Annotated in this window: 12 protein-coding genes; 5 read left to right on the top strand and 7 right to left on the bottom strand. The window is 65.0% G+C overall.

Annotated features, from left to right (window positions below; all coding sequences use genetic code 11):
- Together N5D48_RS08775 and N5D48_RS08770 are read left to right on the top strand one after the other, a co-directional pair.
- The gene (locus tag N5D48_RS08775) at positions 1–1110 is read left to right on the top strand and encodes a methionine ABC transporter ATP-binding protein (RefSeq protein ID WP_279883153.1); all 1110 of its coding nucleotides are present in this window, start codon (positions 1–3) and stop codon (positions 1108–1110) included.
- Entirely contained in the window at positions 1100–1744 is a 645-nt protein-coding gene (locus N5D48_RS08770) for an ABC transporter permease (RefSeq protein ID WP_279883151.1), read from the top strand. Before N5D48_RS08775 ends, N5D48_RS08770 begins: the two co-directional genes overlap by 11 nt.
- Positions 1745–1800: 56 nt before the next feature.
- Here N5D48_RS08770 and dibA read toward each other — a convergent pair whose 3' ends face one another.
- The gene (gene dibA, locus N5D48_RS08765) at positions 1801–3696 is read right to left on the bottom strand and encodes a phosphodiesterase DibA (RefSeq protein WP_279883150.1); all 1896 of its coding nucleotides are present in this window, start codon (positions 3694–3696) and stop codon (positions 1801–1803) included.
- A gap of 151 nt (positions 3697–3847) precedes the next feature.
- Here dibA and desA point away from each other — a divergent pair, with 151 nt between their 5' ends.
- The gene (desA, locus tag N5D48_RS08760) at positions 3848–5032 is read left to right on the top strand and encodes a delta-9 fatty acid desaturase DesA (protein WP_279883148.1); all 1185 of its coding nucleotides are present in this window, start codon (positions 3848–3850) and stop codon (positions 5030–5032) included.
- A gap of 141 nt (positions 5033–5173) precedes the next feature.
- A complete protein-coding gene (locus N5D48_RS08755) occupies positions 5174–6163 on the top strand; it encodes a sensor domain-containing diguanylate cyclase (RefSeq protein ID WP_279883146.1) in 990 nt (329 codons plus the stop codon).
- A 28-nt stretch (positions 6164–6191) separates the two neighbouring features.
- Here N5D48_RS08755 and N5D48_RS08750 read toward each other — a convergent pair whose 3' ends face one another.
- The 6 genes from N5D48_RS08750 to N5D48_RS08725 all read right to left on the bottom strand — a co-directional run bounded on the left by N5D48_RS08750 (position 6192) and on the right by N5D48_RS08725 (position 15798).
- Positions 6192–6971, bottom strand: a complete 780-nt coding sequence (locus tag N5D48_RS08750) for a hypothetical protein (RefSeq protein ID WP_279883144.1) — start codon at positions 6969–6971, stop codon at positions 6192–6194.
- A gap of 113 nt (positions 6972–7084) precedes the next feature.
- The gene (locus N5D48_RS08745; protein WP_279883142.1) at positions 7085–8422 is read right to left on the bottom strand and encodes a response regulator; all 1338 of its coding nucleotides are present in this window, start codon (positions 8420–8422) and stop codon (positions 7085–7087) included.
- Between the two features lie 130 nt (positions 8423–8552).
- A complete protein-coding gene (gabT, locus tag N5D48_RS08740; RefSeq protein WP_279883140.1) occupies positions 8553–9830 on the bottom strand; it encodes a 4-aminobutyrate--2-oxoglutarate transaminase in 1278 nt (425 codons plus the stop codon).
- A 183-nt stretch (positions 9831–10013) separates the two neighbouring features.
- On the bottom strand, positions 10014–11456 hold the full coding sequence (gene gabD, locus N5D48_RS08735; protein WP_279883138.1) for an NADP-dependent succinate-semialdehyde dehydrogenase: 1443 nt from the start codon (positions 11454–11456) through the stop codon (positions 10014–10016).
- A gap of 317 nt (positions 11457–11773) precedes the next feature.
- On the bottom strand, positions 11774–13447 hold the full coding sequence (locus N5D48_RS08730; RefSeq protein WP_279883136.1) for an aryl-sulfate sulfotransferase: 1674 nt from the start codon (positions 13445–13447) through the stop codon (positions 11774–11776).
- Between the two features lie 17 nt (positions 13448–13464).
- Positions 13465–15798, bottom strand: a complete 2334-nt coding sequence (locus N5D48_RS08725; RefSeq protein WP_279883134.1) for a TonB-dependent receptor — start codon at positions 15796–15798, stop codon at positions 13465–13467.
- 192 nt (positions 15799–15990) lie between these two features.
- Between N5D48_RS08725 and N5D48_RS08720 the strand changes: the two genes are divergently transcribed.
- On the top strand, positions 15991–16905 hold the full coding sequence (locus N5D48_RS08720) for a LysR family transcriptional regulator (protein WP_279883132.1): 915 nt from the start codon (positions 15991–15993) through the stop codon (positions 16903–16905).
- Positions 16906–16970 lie beyond the last annotated feature (65 nt).

Raw genomic sequence — 16970 nt, 5'->3', positions numbered from 1 at the left:
ATGGCCCAGGCCAGCGCCCTCAGGGCGCCCGTCCCCCCCGCCGAACCGTTCAAGGCCGAGGAAACGGCCCTGCGTCCTGAGGTGAACCAGGCGCACATCCGCTTCATCGGCCTGGGCAAGACCTATCCGGGCCAGGGCCAGCCGGCACTGCAAGGCATCGACCTGAACATCCGCCGGGGCGAGATCTTCGGCATCATCGGCCGCAGCGGCGCCGGCAAGTCGTCGCTGCTGCGCACCATCAACCGCCTGGAGCAACCCAGCCAGGGCCGGGTACTGATCGACCAGGTGGATATCGCGCCGTTCGACGAGGACCGCCTGGTGGCCCTGCGCCGGCGCATCGGCATGATCTTCCAGCACTTCAACCTGATGTCGGCCAAGACCGTGTGGCAGAACGTCGAGCTGCCGCTGAAGGTGGCCGGCGTGGCCAAGGCCGAGCGCCAACGCAAGGTGCGCGAGCTGCTGGAACTGGTCGGCCTGGCGGAAAAGCACCACGTCTACCCGGCACAACTGTCGGGTGGGCAGAAGCAGCGGGTCGGCATCGCCCGGGCATTGGTACACGACCCCGAGATACTGCTGTGCGACGAAGCCACCTCGGCGCTGGACCCGGAAACCACCGCCGCGATCCTCGAACTGCTGCGCGACATCAACCGGCGCCTGGGCCTGACCGTGGTACTGATCACCCATGAAATGGCGGTGATCCGCGATATCTGCCACCGCGTGGTCGTGCTCGAACGTGGCGAGGTGGTCGAACAGGGCGAGGTCTGGCAGGTGTTCGGCGCGCCGCGCCACGAGGTCACCCGCACCCTGCTGGCCCCCTTGCAAGCGCGACTCCCCGAAGCCTTGCAAGCCGGCCTGCGCGCCAGCCCTGCCAGCCGTGACGCGGCCGTGGTACTCAAGCTCGGCCTGGTCGGCGAGCCGGAACTCAGCGCCTTGTTCGCCGACCTGGGTGGGCGGGTGCGCCTACTGCAGGGCGGCATCGAAACCATCGGCGAACATGCCCTGGGGCAACTCATTCTGTCCGTGCGCGGCTCGCCGCTGGACACTCGTCAACTGCTGGAGCAAGCCCGTCGCTGGGCCACGGACGTAGAGGTGCTGGGCCATGTGGATTGAGCGTTTGCTGCAAGGCTTGCTCGACACCTTGCTGATGGTCGGTGTGTCATCGCTGGTCGCGCTGATCGTCGGCGTGCCGATGGCGGTGCTGCTGGTCACCAGCGACAAGGGCGGGATCTTCGAGGCGCCAGCGCTGAATCGGGTGCTGGGTGCCGTCGTCAATCTATTCCGCTCGATCCCGTTCCTGATCCTGATGGTCGCGCTGATCCCCTTCACCCGCCTGGTGGTCGGCACCACCTACGGTGTGTGGGCGGCGGTTGTGCCCCTGACCATCGCGGCGACACCGTTTTTCGCGCGGATTGCCGAGGTGAGCCTGCGCGAGGTCGATCATGGGCTGATCGAAGCGGCCCAGGCCATGGGCTGCCGGCGCTGGCACATCGTCTGGCATGTGCTGCTGCCCGAGGCGCTGCCGGGGATCGTCGGCGGCTTCACCATCACCCTGGTGACGCTGATCAACTCGTCGGCCATGGCTGGGGCGATCGGTGCAGGCGGATTGGGAGATATCGCCTATCGATATGGATACCAGCGCTTCGACAGCCAGATCATGCTGACCGTGATCGTGATGCTGGTGGCATTGGTGGCGGTGATCCAGCTGGGCGGGGACCGCCTGGCCAAGGGTTTGAACAAGCGTTGAAAGCTTCGCGGGCAAGCCCGCGCCCACAGGGTGCGCGGATTACCCGCGATGCGATGTCAGCCCCAGTGCAGCTCCGTCGCCGGCACCGGTCGCCCGAACCAGTAGCCTTGCCCCAACTGGCATTGCTGCGCCAGCAGGAAGCGCGCCTGCTCGGCCTGTTCGATGCCCTCGGCGTGCACCTGCATGCCCATGCTGCGCGCCAGGGCGATGATCACCCGGACGATGGCGATGTCATCCTCGTCATGGGGCAGCCCGGCGACGAAGCCCTGGTCGATCTTCAGCTTCTGCACCGGCAGCCGCTTGAGCCGCAACAGCGACGAGTATCCCGTGCCGAAGTCGTCGATGGCCAGGTTCAGCCCGAGCTCACGCAGGCGGTGCAGTTGCTCCAGCGCCACCTCCGGATCCTCCATCACCGCACTCTCGGTGACTTCCAGCTCCAGCAAGGCCGGGTCCAGGCCGGTGTCGAGCAGGATGTCGGCGACCTGGCGGTAAAGGTCGCGCTGGCTGAACAACCGACTGGAGATGTTCACCGCCACGAACGCCAGGCGTCGGCCGTCGGCCTGCCATTTCACCATCTGCCGGCAGGCCTGCCCCAGAACCCAGGCATCGATCTCGGCGATCAGGCCCGTACGCTCGGCAATCGGGATGAACTCCGCCGGCGAGACCAGGCCGCGCAGGGGATGCTGCCAGCGCACCAGCGCCTCGACGCCGATCATCCTCGCGCTGCACAGGTCGTGGACCGGCTGGAAGAACACCCGCAACTCCTGCTGCTCCAGGGCCCGGCGCAGCTCGCCGGCCGTCTCGACCCGGTGCTGGGCGTGGGCGGTCAGCTCCTCGGTGTACAGCGCGTAACAGGCGCGACCGCTGCTCTTGGCCTTGAACAGCGCCGAATCGGCGTTGCGCAACAGCTGCTCGGCAACCAGGGCATCGCTGGGGAACAGGCTGATACCGATGCTGGCGCTGGTGAACAGGCGGTTCCCCTCGAAGCAGAACGGCTCTCTCAGGTGCTCGATGATGCTCTGCGCCAGCTTGCCGGCCTGGCCGACCTGCTGGCAGTTCTCCGCCAGCACGCCAAACTCGTCCCCCCCCAGGCGGGCCAGGGTCACGCCACTGCCCAGCAGCTGGCGCAAGCGCTCGCCGACCAGCTTGAGCAACTGGTCGCCGATGGTGTGGCCCAGGCCATCGTTGATGCTCTGGAAATGGTCGAGGTCGAGCAGCAACAGGGCGCAGCCGCGCTTGTTGGCCTGCGCCGAAGCCAGCGCCTGCTCGACCCGATCGTTGAACAGCAGACGGTTGGGCAGACCGGTCAGCGGGTCGTGATGGGCGAGGTAGGCCAGTTCGTCTTCGGTGTGCTTGATCGCGCTGATATCGCTGAATACCGCCACGTAGTGGCTAAGCTCGCCGCTGTCGTCACGAATGGCGCAGATGGTCTGCCATTGCGGATAGATTTCGCCGCTCTTGCGACGGTTCCAGATCTCGCCGCTCCACTCGCCCTTCTGCGCGAGCGTGGCATAGATCTGCTGGTAGAACGGCGCGCCATGGCGGCCCGACTTGAACTTGCTCGGGCGCTGGCCGATGACCTCCTCCTGCTGGTAGCCGGTGATGCGCATGAATGCCCGGTTGACATGCACGATCAAACCATTGCGGTCGGTCACCAGCACACCCTCCAGGGTGCTGTCGAACACCGCCGCGGCCATGCGCAGGCGTTCGCGATCCTCGCTGCGCAGACGCGCGCCGATGCCGATGAAGTTGAGCAGACGGGCACGGGACACGAAGATCAGCAACGTGCTGACCAGCACCCAGATCACCACGTTGATCTGCCGGCCCACGCTCAGCGCCAGCGGGTCGTCGGACATGCCGTGCAGCACCAGCTCGGACAGCGCCAGCCAAAGCAACGAAAGCACCAGGTAGAGCCCCGCCATGCGCAAGGCGTCGCGAACGGAAACAGACATGTCGGGTGGATGAGCCCATGAAAAATGAGGGGGCATTATAAGGGCTGAAACATGCCGTGACTTCCTATCAAAAAGGGCGACTGGTTTTATTTCCCCGCCAAGGGATAATGCGTGCGCTGTTCCCCCTGTGTTTTCGAGGGTCTTTCCCGTTATGTGGTACTACGGTTTGCTCGACTTGTCGGCCTGGCAACTGGTCGCGGTCACCCTGCTGATGACCCATGTCACCATCGTCAGCGTCACCATCTACCTGCACCGCTACTCGGCCCACCGCGCCCTGGAGCTGAACGCGGGCCTCAAGCATTTCTTCCGTTTCTGGCTGTGGCTGACCACGGCGCAGAACACCCGCGAGTGGACCGCCGTCCACCGCAAGCACCACGCCAAGTGCGAGACCCCCGACGATCCGCACAGTCCGCTGCACAAGGGCCTGGGCACCGTGCTGCGCAAGGGCGCGGAGCTGTACCGCGAAGAGGCGCGCAACGAGGAAACACTGCGCATCTATGGCAAGAACTGCCCGGATGACTGGATCGAACGCAACCTCTACTCGCGCTTCAAGCTGGGCGGCATCGTCCTGATGGCGGTCATCGACCTGCTGCTGTTCGGCACCATCGGCATCACCATCTGGGCGGTGCAGATGGCGTGGATTCCGTTCTGGGCCGCCGGCGTGGTCAACGGCCTGGGCCACGCGGTGGGCTACCGCAACTTCGAATGCCGCGACGCCGCCACCAACCTGGTGCCCTGGGGCATCATCATCGGCGGCGAGGAGCTGCACAACAATCATCACACCTACCCCAACTCGGCGAAGCTCTCGGTACGCCGCTGGGAGTTCGACATGGGCTGGATGTGGATCCGCCTGCTGAGCCTGTTGCGCCTGGCCAAGGTGCAGCGCGTGGCGCCCATCGCCCATCGGGTCGAAGGCAAGGCGTCGTTGGACATGGACACCGCCATGGCCATCCTCAACAACCGCTTCCAGATCATGGCCCAGTACCGCAAGCTGGTGATCGCGCCGCTGGTGAAGCAGGAGCTGGACAAGGTCGACGCCTCGGTGCGCCACCGCTTCCGCCGCGCCAAGCGCCTGCTGTCACGCGAGACCAGCCTGCTGCAGGATCGTCATCACTTGCGCATCGAGTCGATGCTGGCCCACAGCCAGGCACTCAAGACCATCTACGAAAGGCGACTGGCCTTGCAGCAGATCTGGGCCAGAACCAGCGCCAATGGCCACGACATGCTCGCCGCCATGAAGGAATGGGTGCATGAGGCCGAGGCCAGCGGCATCCAGTCGCTGCGCGACTTCGCGGCGCAACTCAAGACTTACTCGCTGCGCCCTGCCAACGCCTGACCACCGTTGATCGGCATGCCCCGCAACGGGGCATCGCCGACCGGAACTTACCCCTGCGTTCCTGACTCAAACTCGGCACATCGCCCGCGTGGCGGGCCGCGCCGTGGCCGCCCGCCCAACGTCGAGAACCGTTCCGTGCTCATGGCCAAAGACCTCCCCCCTACGCCCACCGGCACACCCCGTCCCGAAGCCGCCCAGACACTGCTTGCCCTGCTCCACGCCCAAGGCGAGGTAGCACGCCTGAGCGAACGCGAGCAGCTGTACAGTTCGCTGCTCGACAGCGTCAATGCCGTGCTCTGGGCCTTCGACTGGGAGACCCGCCAGGTGCTCTATGTCAGCCCCGCCTACGAGCGCATCTTCGGTCGCCCGGCCAGCCTGGTGCTGGCCGACTACAACGAATGGCGCGACGCCATCTACCCCGACGACCTGGAGTACGCCGAGCGCAGCCTTGCCCAGGTGCTGGTCAAAGGTACCGTCGAGGACCGCGAGTACCGCATCCTCAACGCTGCCGGCGAGGTGCGCTGGCTCAGCGACAAGTGCTACATCAACCAGCAGCGCGAGGGCGACCAGCGCGTGATTATCGTCGGCATCGCCGAGGACATCACCGAAAAGAAGCAGCTCGAAGGCGAACTGCAACGCCTGGCCACCACCGATGTGCTCACGCAAAGCAGCAACCGCCGGCACTTCTTCGAGTGCGCCCAGCAGGCCTTCGACACCGCCCGCGAGGACGGCACGCCGATGGCTTTCCTGCTGCTGGACATCGACGACTTCAAGCACATCAACGATACCTACGGCCATCAGGAAGGCGACCAGGTGCTGCAACGCATCGCCGACAGCGGCAAGGCCGTGCTACGACGTGGCGACCAGTTCGGGCGCATCGGTGGCGAAGAGTTCGCCGCGGTGTTCCCAGGTTGCACCGCACAGGTGGCAGAGCAGATCGCCGAGCGCTTGCAGCGGGAGATCCAGCGGTTGAGCTTCAGTCATGGCGAGCACACTTACGGAGTCACCGTGAGCCAGGGACTCACTGGCTTGCAGGACGAGGATGAAACGCTGGATAGCCTGTTCGCCAGGGCGGACGCGGCCATGTACCGCGCCAAGCGCCAGGGCAAGAACCAGATCGTGAAAGGCTGACCGCACTGTCGCAAGCAAGCAGCCCGATTCACTTCGAGCCTGCCGCGCACCACTCGTAGTCGATCGGGCCGCTACGTGGTCCAGCCAGGATCCCCTCAGGCTCTTTTTCCCGACCTTCCTTGAAACCGACTTCAAGAAAGTGCCGTTGCTGGTCGGTGATTTCACCCGCCAGCGCGATAGCCTGGGCCGTGTAGCGCTTGATCAAGGCAGCTCTTCTGGAATCTTTCGAATAGCTCATGGGCACCTCTGATAGGTGGAGAGTACTTTGCGGGCTCATTGCCGCAACTGGAATCACGAGGCTTCCTGCCCTATCGCGGACGAAGCCAAGCGACTGGTACAAGGGCTCGGCACCTGGGTCTGGTTGCTGAACCTCTATTCGCGAGTACTTGAGCATCCGTGCATACGCGGCGACCGCCTGCAGTGACAGCGACGCCACCAGCCCTCTCAATGGGTTCGCCGGGCCTGGCTTGCCCTCCAGCAGGATAATCTTGATACACCGCCTGCTTTGTCGGGGACTGGCATAGCAGAGCCCACACAGCTCGCGCGCGGACCACAGCGACAGGTCGAAACCTTTACGATCGCGGCCCATCCAGCGCGGCACCTCTTCCCAAGGGAAATGGTGAGTCTGCTCGCCCCATAGCTGAAAGGCGTCGAAAGCCCTGTGGTCTATGGGCTCGAAACACACCGTGTCGGCGTCAAGCCCATGCCTGGATACACATTGATCGATGCACAGCACTGCATGGGCGAGCTTTCGCGCTTGAGATCGATAGACCTGGTAGCGCAGGCCACGGTGTCTGGACGTGCTCATTTTCCCTGCCATTCCGTTGGTGGAGTGGCTGGAAAACTACGCCTGAAGGGTTTCCATGGATACGAACAGTCGTCCGCAATACCTGTAGGAGCGATCCCAAGCCCGTTCGGCGATCAGGTCGGACGCTGTTCGTCCTCTGCCGGTTCGGCATCAGCAGCCGGCGTAGCGATCGGAGCCACCTCCTGCTCGCGCTCGGCAGCTTCCGCCGCCTGACGCTCGGCCTCCTCCCGCGCGACCGCCTCGGGGTCCACCTTGCGCAGCCGCGACAGCTCCGGCAGCCCAAGCTTGAGCAACCGCGCAGTCTTGCTGCCGGCGATTTTCTCCAGGCTCTCGCTGGGCCGCAGGTTGGCCAGCTGGCCAGCCAGGTTCATGGCCAGGATCTCGCGGGAGTAGACGCCGCCACCGAGCTGGTACACCGCGGCGATCAGCTCGCGCAGGTTCAGCGGCAGGCGCCAGCGGGTGCGCAGCGCCGAGCCGAATGGCGCGCCGAACTCGTTGAGCGACAGCTGCACCTGGTCCTCGTCCAGCTCGCCACCGGCCAGGCGCCACTCCTGCAGGGTACGCAGCACGGCCAGATCGCCCAGGCAGTGCAGCAGCCCTGCGCAATAGCAGAGCCCTTCGTCGACCTCGAGCAGGCGCGCCAAGGTCCGGCCATATTCGGCAGTGTGCAACGACAGGTTCCAGTAATGCTCGGCATGCCGCGCCAGCAGCGGATCGCCCAGGCGGGCACTGCGCTTGAGCGTCAGGCCGAGGATGAGGTTCATGCTCTGGGTGCTGCCCAGTTTGTTCAGCGCCTGGAGCAAGGTCTGCACCGGCGCCTCGCGGTGCAGGGCGGCACTGTTGGCCGCGGCGATGAGCACGCCGGTGATCTGCGGATCGTTGCGCACCTCTTCCTCGAGCACCTTGAGGTTGAGGCCATGGGGCTCGAGGGCACGCTTGACCGCCACCTGCACGTCAGCGAACAGCGGACCGCCGTCGGCCGTGGCGCGCCGCTGCTCGAGGTAGGCCGGCAACCGCACGCCGGGTTGCAGCGGCGGCACCGGGCAGGCGATCTGCTCACCCACTTCCAGCAGCAGGTTTTCCAGGCGCTTGCGCAGGTTGTCCAGGTCGAGCGGCTTGCTCAGGTACGCGGTGGGTTGCAACGGCACGGCCTCGCGTACGCTGGCGCTGTCGGTGCGGTCGCTCATGAGAATGAACGGCAGCCCGGGCCGGTCGCCCTTGGCGCGCACCTTGCGCAGCAGGTCAAGGCCATCGAGGCCCGCCAGTTCACGCGCGGCGATGATCAGGTCGGGCTTGCTCGCCAGCGCGCTCAGCGCCTGGGAACCATCGGCGCAGACTTGCAGGCGGGCATCGCAACGCACGCTGAGCAACATTTCGCTGAGCATGTCACGCACCCAGGGGTCGCCTTCGGCGATCAGTACGCAAGGGGGTACGGGGTTGGCAGTGCTCATGGGCGAGTCTCCAGATATGACGCGCGATCCTTCGCAGCTTCCACGGAATCCTCGTACAACCTTAGCGCCTGAGCCCTACAAACGGCACAAAAAAAACCCGCCGAAGCGGGTTTTTCTGTAACGCGTCACATCAGGCGAGTTCAGCGAAGCACTCTTCGATGATGGCCAGGCCCTTGTCCAGCAGGGCGTCTTCGGCGGTCAGCGGTACCAGGATCCGCAGGACGTTGCCGTAGGTGCCGCAGGACAGCAGGATCAGGCCCTTGTCGCGCGCCTTGGCCACAACCTGGGCTACGGCGGCGGCGTTCGGGGTGTGGGTGCCTTTCTCGAAGACTTCCACAGCGATCATCGAGCCCAGACCACGGACGTCGCCGATGATCGGGTGCTTCTTCTGGATTTCACGCAGGCCGGCGGTCAGGCGCTCGCCGACAGCCTTGCTGCGATCCAGCAGTTTCTCTTCCTCGAACACTTCGATCACGGCCAGGGCCGCGGCGCAGGCGATCGGCGAGCCGGCATAGGTGCCGCCCAGGCCGCCCGGGGCGATGGCGTCCATGTACTCGGCCTTGCCGCATACACCGGCCAGCGGGAAGCCACCGGCGATGGACTTGGCGAAGGTGGTCAGGTCAGGCGCGACGCCCATCTGCTCCATGGCGAAGAAGGTACCGGTACGGCCAGCGCCGGTCTGCACTTCGTCGGCGATCAGCAGGATGCCGTGCTGGTCGCACAGGGCGCGCAGGCGCTTCATCAGCTCCTTCGGCGCTGGCAGGAAGCCGCCTTCGCCTTGCACCGGCTCGAGGATGATCGCGGCGATGTCACGCGGCTCGGCGTCGTTCTTGAAGATGCGCTCGACCGAGGCGATGGCGTCGTCGACGCTGATGCCGTGCAGTTCGCTCGGGAACAGGGCGCGGAAGATGCCGCCTGGCATCAGGCCCATGCTGGCGGAGTACGGCACGACCTTGCCGGTCAGGCCCAGGGTCATCATGGTGCGGCCGTGGTAGCCACCGGTGAAGGCGATCACGCCGGCACGGCCAGTAGCGGCACGGGCGATCTTCACGGCGTTTTCAACGGCTTCGGAGCCGGTGGTGACCAGCAGGGTCTTCTTGTCGAAGTTGCCTGGTACCAGCTTGTTGATCTTCTCGCACAGCTCGACGTAAGGCTCGTAAGCCAGCACCTGGAAGCAGGTGTGGCTGACCTTGGTCAGCTGCTCTTGCACGGCGGCGACCACTTTCGGGTGCAGGTGGCCGGTGTTCAGTACGGCGATGCCGCCAGCGAAGTCGATCAGTTCGCGGCCTTCAACGTCGATCACGGTCGAGTTCTTCGCGGTGTCGACGAAGATCGGGTGGATCTGGCCGACGCCACGTGGGACGGCGGCTACACGGCGTTGCATCAGGGATTCGTTGGTCTTGCTCATAGTGCCCTCAATTGCGCCGGTTCTGCGGCGCTTTTATTCGGGGGTGGCTGGATGCAGGCGTGCACAGTATTCGTTGATCGACTGCCACACATGCCCTGGCCACCAGGTACCGCTATGTCAAAAAGGCCAGCGAGACGTCGCTCTCGCGCCCCGCTGGCAGAGGTAAAAGCGTTTACCTGGCGATCAGACGCTGATGCACAGGTATTTGATTTCGAGGTAGTCCTCGATGCCGTACTTGGAGCCTTCGCGGCCCAGGCCCGAGGCCTTGATGCCGCCGAACGGCGCCACTTCGTTGGAGATCAGGCCGGTGTTGATACCCACCATGCCGTACTCCAGGGCCTCGGCGACGCGGAACACGCGGCTCATGTCGCGGGCGTAGAAGTACGAGGCCAGGCCGAACTCGGTGTCGTTGGACATGGCGATGACTTCAGCCTCGTCCTTGAAACGGAACAGCGGCGCCAGCGGGCCGAAGGTCTCTTCCTTGGCGACGGCGGCGGTTTTCGGCACGTCGACCAGGATGGTCGGCTCGAAGAAGTTGCCTTCGATGATCTTGCCGCCGGAGAGCACCTTGGCGCCCTTGGCGACCGCGTCCTCGATGTGCTCCTGGACCTTGGCGACAGCCTTGCCGTCGATCAGCGGGCCGGTGGTGGTGCCTTCTTCCAGGCCGTTACCGATCTTGAGCTTGGCCACGGCGGCCTTGAGCTTCTCGGCGAACGCGTCGTAGACGCCGTCCTGCACGTAGATACGGTTGGCGCAGACGCAGGTCTGGCCGTTGTTGCGGTACTTGGAGATGATCGCGCCCTCGACGGCCTTGTCCAGGTCGGCGTCGTCGAACACGATGAACGGCGCGTTGCCGCCCAGCTCCAGGGACACCTTCTTGATGTCCTTGGCGCATTCTTCCATCAGCTGGCGACCGATTTCGGTGGAGCCGGTGAAGGACAGCTTGCGTACCAGGGCGTTGCCGGTCAGTTCGCTGCCGACTTCGCCGGCGCTGCCGGTGATCACGCTCAGCACGCCCGCCGGGATGCCGGCACGGGTGGCCAGCTCGACCAGGGCCAGGGCGGAGTATGGGGTCTGCGACGCGGGCTTGAGCACCATGGTGCAACCGGCGGCCAGGGCCGGGCCGGCTTTGCGGGTGATCATCGCGGCCGGGAAGTTCCATGGGGTGATGGCGGCGGTGACGCCGATCGGCTGCTTGATGACGATCAGGCGCTTGTCCGGCTGGTGGCCAGGGATGACATCGCCGTAGACGCGCTTGGCTTCCTCGGCGAACCACTCGATGAACGAGGCGGCGTAGGCGATCTCGCCCTTGGCTTCGGCCAGTGGCTTGCCCTGCTCGGTGGTCATCAGGCGGGCCAGGTCGTCCTGGTGCTCGATCATCAGCTCGAACCAGCGACGCAGCTTGCCGGCACGCTCCTTGGCGGTCAGTGCGCGCCAGGCCGGCAGGGCCTTGTCGGCGGCCTCGATGGCGCGGCGGGTCTCGGCGGCGCCCATCTTCGGCACGGTACCGATCACTTCACCTGTGGCCGGGTTGGTCACCTTGATGGTCTGACCGCTGTCCGCATCCAGCCATTCACCGTTGATGAAGGCCTGCTGGCGGAACAACTGAGCGTCTTTGAGCTGCATGTCGGCTTCCCTTTACTGCGAATTATTGATTGTTGAAAAGGCGCCCCCAAAAGGGGGCGGCCATCAGGAATTCGTGCACCAGGGTGTTCGACGCCTGGGTGCCGAGCGTTTGAAATCTCAAACGGAATGCTAAGCGGGGGTTGGGGTGTTGGACAATAGGCTGTTCGAAAAAAAGAACGAATGGTTGAACACCCCCCTGACAAACGGCCCAATCGCGGGGCAAGCCCGCTCCCACAAGGAGCGCAGGGTTCCTGTGGGAGCGGGCTTGCCCCGCGATTGGGCCGTAAGAGGTTAGACCATCGGTCAGAAGGAAGGGGTCAGAACGCCTTGTCGAGGTCGATCACCAGCGCCCGGTAACCCACGCTGCCCGGCTGGCGACTGTGCACTTTCAGCTCCACCGCCACCTCCTGGGTGCCGCGACGCACTTCATTGAGCACAGTGCTCGTCAGCTTCTCGGGCGTCAGGAAATTCACCGAAGCCGAGTAGATGAACTGGGTATCGGTATCGGCCCGGTACGCCACCACCGAGGTGATCGGGCTGTACCACTCATCCCCGCGCTCCTTGCCGTACTGCCACACTTGCTCGACCGTGCCCTTGGCCTCGTCGATCCTGTACTCCACCGCCCGGCTGTAGTTGCCGGCCAGCCTGGTCGGGCCAAAATCGCGGCCCCAGCCGTTGTCGAACACGGTCAGCGTGCCGCGCCCGGTGAGCCAGGCGGTGTGCTGGGTCCAGGACCATTCGAAGCCCTCGCCCACGGGCTCGAGCACCTTGTCCCGCAACCGCGCCGGCCAGCCTTGTGGCGCGGCGAGAATCCACTTCACCTGCTTGTCGCGACCGATCTTCACCACGCCTTGATGCCGCGCTGAAACGATGATGCTGTCATCATCGGCGTCGTAGTCGATGGCATTGACGTGGGCCCAGTTGCGCCCGGTGCCCACCCCCGGCGTGTCGCCGAACGGCAGGTCGCCCTCGGCCAGCTCGTTGGCCAACCGGTCGTCCTGCTTCTGCACGCCGTCCGGCAGCTGGATCGCCGCCTTGCCCAGGGTTTCCAGCAGCTCGCTGCGATAAGGGTCGAGAATCTGGTTGAGGTCCCAGAAGTCCAGGACGTCGCCAGCCTCGTCGACCTCGATGATATGGTCGCGGATCGAGCGCACGCGCTTGCCATCCGGGCGGCGGTAGTCGCTGGTGCCGACCCGCAGCAGGTAAGTGCCATTCGCCGTCTCGCGAATCTCGTGGGAGAAGTCGGCGAACTTGTCCGGCAGGCCGCGCTGCCACACCTTGCGCCCCAGCAGGTCGAACTTCGAGTAGGTCTGGCCCTGGCCCCAGATCAGCTTGCCGTCGCGGGTCTGGTGGAAGCCCATGGTGCCACCCAGGCCATCGCGACGATTGGAATCGTGAATCTGCTCGATATCCAGGTACCAGCGCACATCACCGTTGCTGTCGGCGATCCAGTTGTTGCCCACCGAATCCCATTCGGCGGCCCCACCCAGGCCGTTCCACTTGAAGGCGCGGCCCCCGGGGATTTCGGCCAGCAGGTGGTTGAACAGGTACAGGCGCTTTTCGAAGCCCGGCGCGACCTTGATCGGCTCCACCTCGGGCAGCGCGGCGGTCTGCTTCGCCACCACCGGCAGTCGCACCGCCGGGGCATAGATCTCGTAACGTTCGCGGATGCGCTCGCCATCGAGCTTGTAGCTCACCTCCACCTGATTGACGTGGTCCGGATACAGGCCGAACACCGGAATCCCGCCGTAGGTCCACAGCGAGCGGTCGGACACCTCGTAGGCGATGTCCACGCCGCGCTCGCCGCGCCCCAGCACGCGCACATGGGCGCCGCTCAGGACGCGGCCCCCGTCGCGGATGATCGCGGTCAGCGGCGCCAGTCGATACGGGTTGACCACCACGTCGCCGAGCAGGGACTGGTCGCGGTCGGGCACCTTGGCGGTGAGGCAGGCGCCCTCGGGCAGGTCGTGCGGTTGGGTCTTGGCATTCATGGCAAAGCTCCTTGTGCTCAGAAGTCGTAACGGGCGGTGGCGCCCAGGGTGCGCGGAGTCCCCAGCACGCCGGCATAGCCACCGTTGGCGGAGTTCCACAGGCTGGTGAAATAGGTCTTGTCGCCGGCGTTCTTCAGCCACAGCGACAGGTCGAGCACGCCGTCGCCCTGATCCAGGCGCACGCCGGTGGACAGGTTGACGATGGCGTAACTGGGGATCTGGCCGTACTCGGAGTCATCGATGGTGCCGACGGCCTTCGAGCGGAAGGCGTAGCTGGCGGTGACGTATGGCTCGATGCGATCGCTGAGCTGCCACTTGTACTGGCCGTTGAGGTTGGCGATGTACTTGGAGGCGCCGACCACCTGATGACCAGTGAGATCGCAAGTGGCCGCCGCGTTGGCCAGGCTCACCTCGGGCGGGCACGGCGCGTCCTTGTAGTCGGTGTAGCGCACGTCGTTCCATGACCCGTTGAAGTTCAGGGTCAGGCCACGGACCGGCAGGGCCGTGGCCTCGAACTCCAGTCCCCGCGAACGCACGCTGCCAGCGTTGGCCAGGTACTGCACACGGTTGACCTGGTCGTAGACGTTGGCCTGGTAGCCATGCACCTGGGTCCAGAACAGGTTGGTGTTGAGCTGCAGGCGGCTATCCAGCAGGGTGCTCTTGATCCCGAGCTCGGCGTTGTTGGCGCGCTCGGTGCCGACCAGCAGCGAATCGGTTCCCAGGCGCGGCGCGGCACCGACGGTGAGGTTGACGCCTCCGGACTTCTCGCCGTGAGACAGGCTGGCGTAGCCCAGCACGTCGTCGCTGAAGCGGTAGCCCAGGCTGAGCAGCCCGGACGGGGCGAAGCTGTACTGGTTCAGGTCGCCCGAATCGTAGGCCCCTACCCGACCCTGCCGCGCGGTCGCCGCCGCGCCCGTCACCGCGGCGCCTCCGGCGGGCGCATCGCGGGTCACCCAGGCGCTTTTCTCTTCGTAGGTGCCGCGTACCCCGGCGGTGAAGTCCAGGCGCTCGGTCAGGTGCCAGGTGCCCTGGGCGAACAGCGCATAGCTGTCGGTATCGATATGGCCGTTGCCGAGGGTGGTGACGTTGGCCAGCGCGCCGGAGGGCGTCAGGTTCCAGATGTCGGCCTGAGGCCCGTAGTAAGTGAAGGACTTGTTGTCCAGATCCTGCTTGAAGTAGTAGGCGCCGAGCACGTAGTCGAAGAAGCCGCCGCTGGGCGAGGCCAGGCGGATTTCCTGCGAGTACTGCTTGTCACGCACCGAAACACCGGCGTTGTAGGCGGCCGCCACGTTGAGGCCGTCGTCGTTGCGCGGGGTGAAGTCCCACCAGCGATACGCGCTGATCGAGGTCAGGGTGAAGTCGTTGGGCAGGGTCCAGTTGGCCTCCACCGAGGTGCCGCCCTGGAACACCTTGACCATCTGGTCGGCGTCGAAATTGACCTTGCGATCCTTGCCCGATACCAGGGTGGCGCCGGCCTGCGCCGCCAGGCTCTCGTAGCGGTTCACGCCATTGATGGTCGGGCCGGTGCTGTAGAGGCTGAGGATGCCGTTATCCGAGCTTTCTTCGTTGTACTCGCCGATCCAGCGCAGGTTGAACGTTTCGCTGGGCTTGAACAGCAACTGGGTGCGAAAGCCCTGGCGCTTGCCGCCATTGAGGTCATGCCCGTTGTAGACGTTCTTCACATAGCCGTCGTCCTCGGTGTGGTAGGCGCTGATGCGCCCGGCGAGGGTGTCGGTGAGCGGCCCGGAAAAGCTGCCCTGGGTCTGCCAGTAACCATCCTCGCCCAGCGACGACTGCACGCTGCCCTCCTGATGGAAGGTCGGCTTGCGCGTGGTGATGTTGAGCACCCCGGCGGTGGTGTTCTTGCCGAACAGCGTGCCTTGCGGGCCACGCAGCACCTCCAGCTGCTCGACGTCGAGCAGGTCGAACACCGCCATGCCCGGGCGGCCCAGGTAGACGTTGTCCAGATACACACCGACGCTGCCTTCCAGGCCGTCGCTGGCCGGATTGTTGCCCAGCCCGCGAATGGAAATGCTCGACTGACGGGCATGCACGTAGGACACGTTGGTGCTCGGCACCAGTTGCTGCAGGTCCTGCACCCGATAGATGCGCTGGGTTTCCAGGGTTTCGCTGCCAAGCACGCTGATCGGCGTGGGCACGCTCTGGGCGGTCTCCTCACGGCGCCGTGCATTGACGGTGACGGTACCGAGCTTGGCTTGCGGCTCGGCGACCGGCGCGGAAGGTGCTTGCTCGGCGAAGCTGCTGCCGGCGGCGGCCAGCAGGACCCCGGCCGCCAGGGGTTGCAGGACGAACGACGACGCGCGCGCCGGCCAACGGGAAAGTCGGGACATGCGGATGCTCCTTGAGGCATGGGCCCAGGCGAGCATTTCCGTTGACGGAACCGAATCGCGGTCAGGCGGGCTTATATTCTTTTAATGTATATAAATATTTGTAATTCATATTTTGTGGAATAAGTGACTCCCTTTATAAGGTTCCCAACCCTTCCCAGCAATTGCATTCCACCGAAAGTTTCCATGTAGAAAATGCATATCGACCTGCGCCAGCTCCGCCACTTCATCGCCCTTGTCGAACACCGCAGTTTCGTCGGCGCGGCAGCGGCGGTGAACCTTTCGCAATCGGCCTTCAGCCGCAGCATCCAGACGCTGGAGCACAACGTCGGCTGTCGCCTGGTCGACCGCGCCAGCAAGGAGCTGGCACCGACCCGGCAGGGGCTGCTGGTGCTGGAGCATTCGCGGCGGCTGGTGCATGGGGCGCACAACCTGGTCAACGAGATCAACCAGTTCAACGGCGCCACCACCGGCGTGGTGCGCTTCGGTTCCGGGCCAGCGCCAGCCGGTGGGCTGGTACCCCGGGCGGTGGCGCGTTTCGTCGCCGAATACCCGGCAGCGCGCACCTGCTTCCAGGTGGACAACTGGCAGGCGCTCAATCGCCGGCTGATTGCCGAGGAGATCGAGTTCTTCGTCGCCGACACGCGCCAGTTCGAGGCCGATCCGGACTACCAGGTGCACAAGCTCAGGCCACAGCGCTGGCACTTCTGTTGCCGCCGGGGGCATCCATTGACCGAGCTGGCCGAGGTAAGGGCGCGGGACCTGTTCGACTACCCGCTGGCCACCACGTTTCGCCCGCCGAACATCCGCAAGATCCTTAGCGACCTGAGCGGGCGACAGGATTTTCTGCCCAGCGTGGAATGCGAGCATGGCTATGCGCTGCTCAACGTCGTGCTGCACTCGGACACCATCGGCATCGCTTGCAGCGCGAACTTGCGGCCTTATGAAGGAGATCGGGCGCTGGTCGCGCTGAAACTGGTGGACCTGGCGCCGGAGCAGGAAGAGGCGTTCTACACCCGCTATGGGGTGGTGAGCCGGGTGGGGTATGGGTTGTCGGCGCTGGCGCAAGGGTTGGTGAGGCAGTTGGTGGCCTGTGATACCGAGTTGTAGCGGATAGGGGCTGCTGCGCAGCCCTTTCGCGACACAAGGCCGCTCCAGGGGAACAAGATCTCCTG

The sequence above is a fragment of the Pseudomonas sp. GD03858 genome (genome assembly GCF_029840925.1).
Taxonomy (GTDB): domain Bacteria; phylum Pseudomonadota; class Gammaproteobacteria; order Pseudomonadales; family Pseudomonadaceae; genus Aquipseudomonas.
This window is presented reverse-complemented; position numbering and strand designations above follow the sequence as displayed.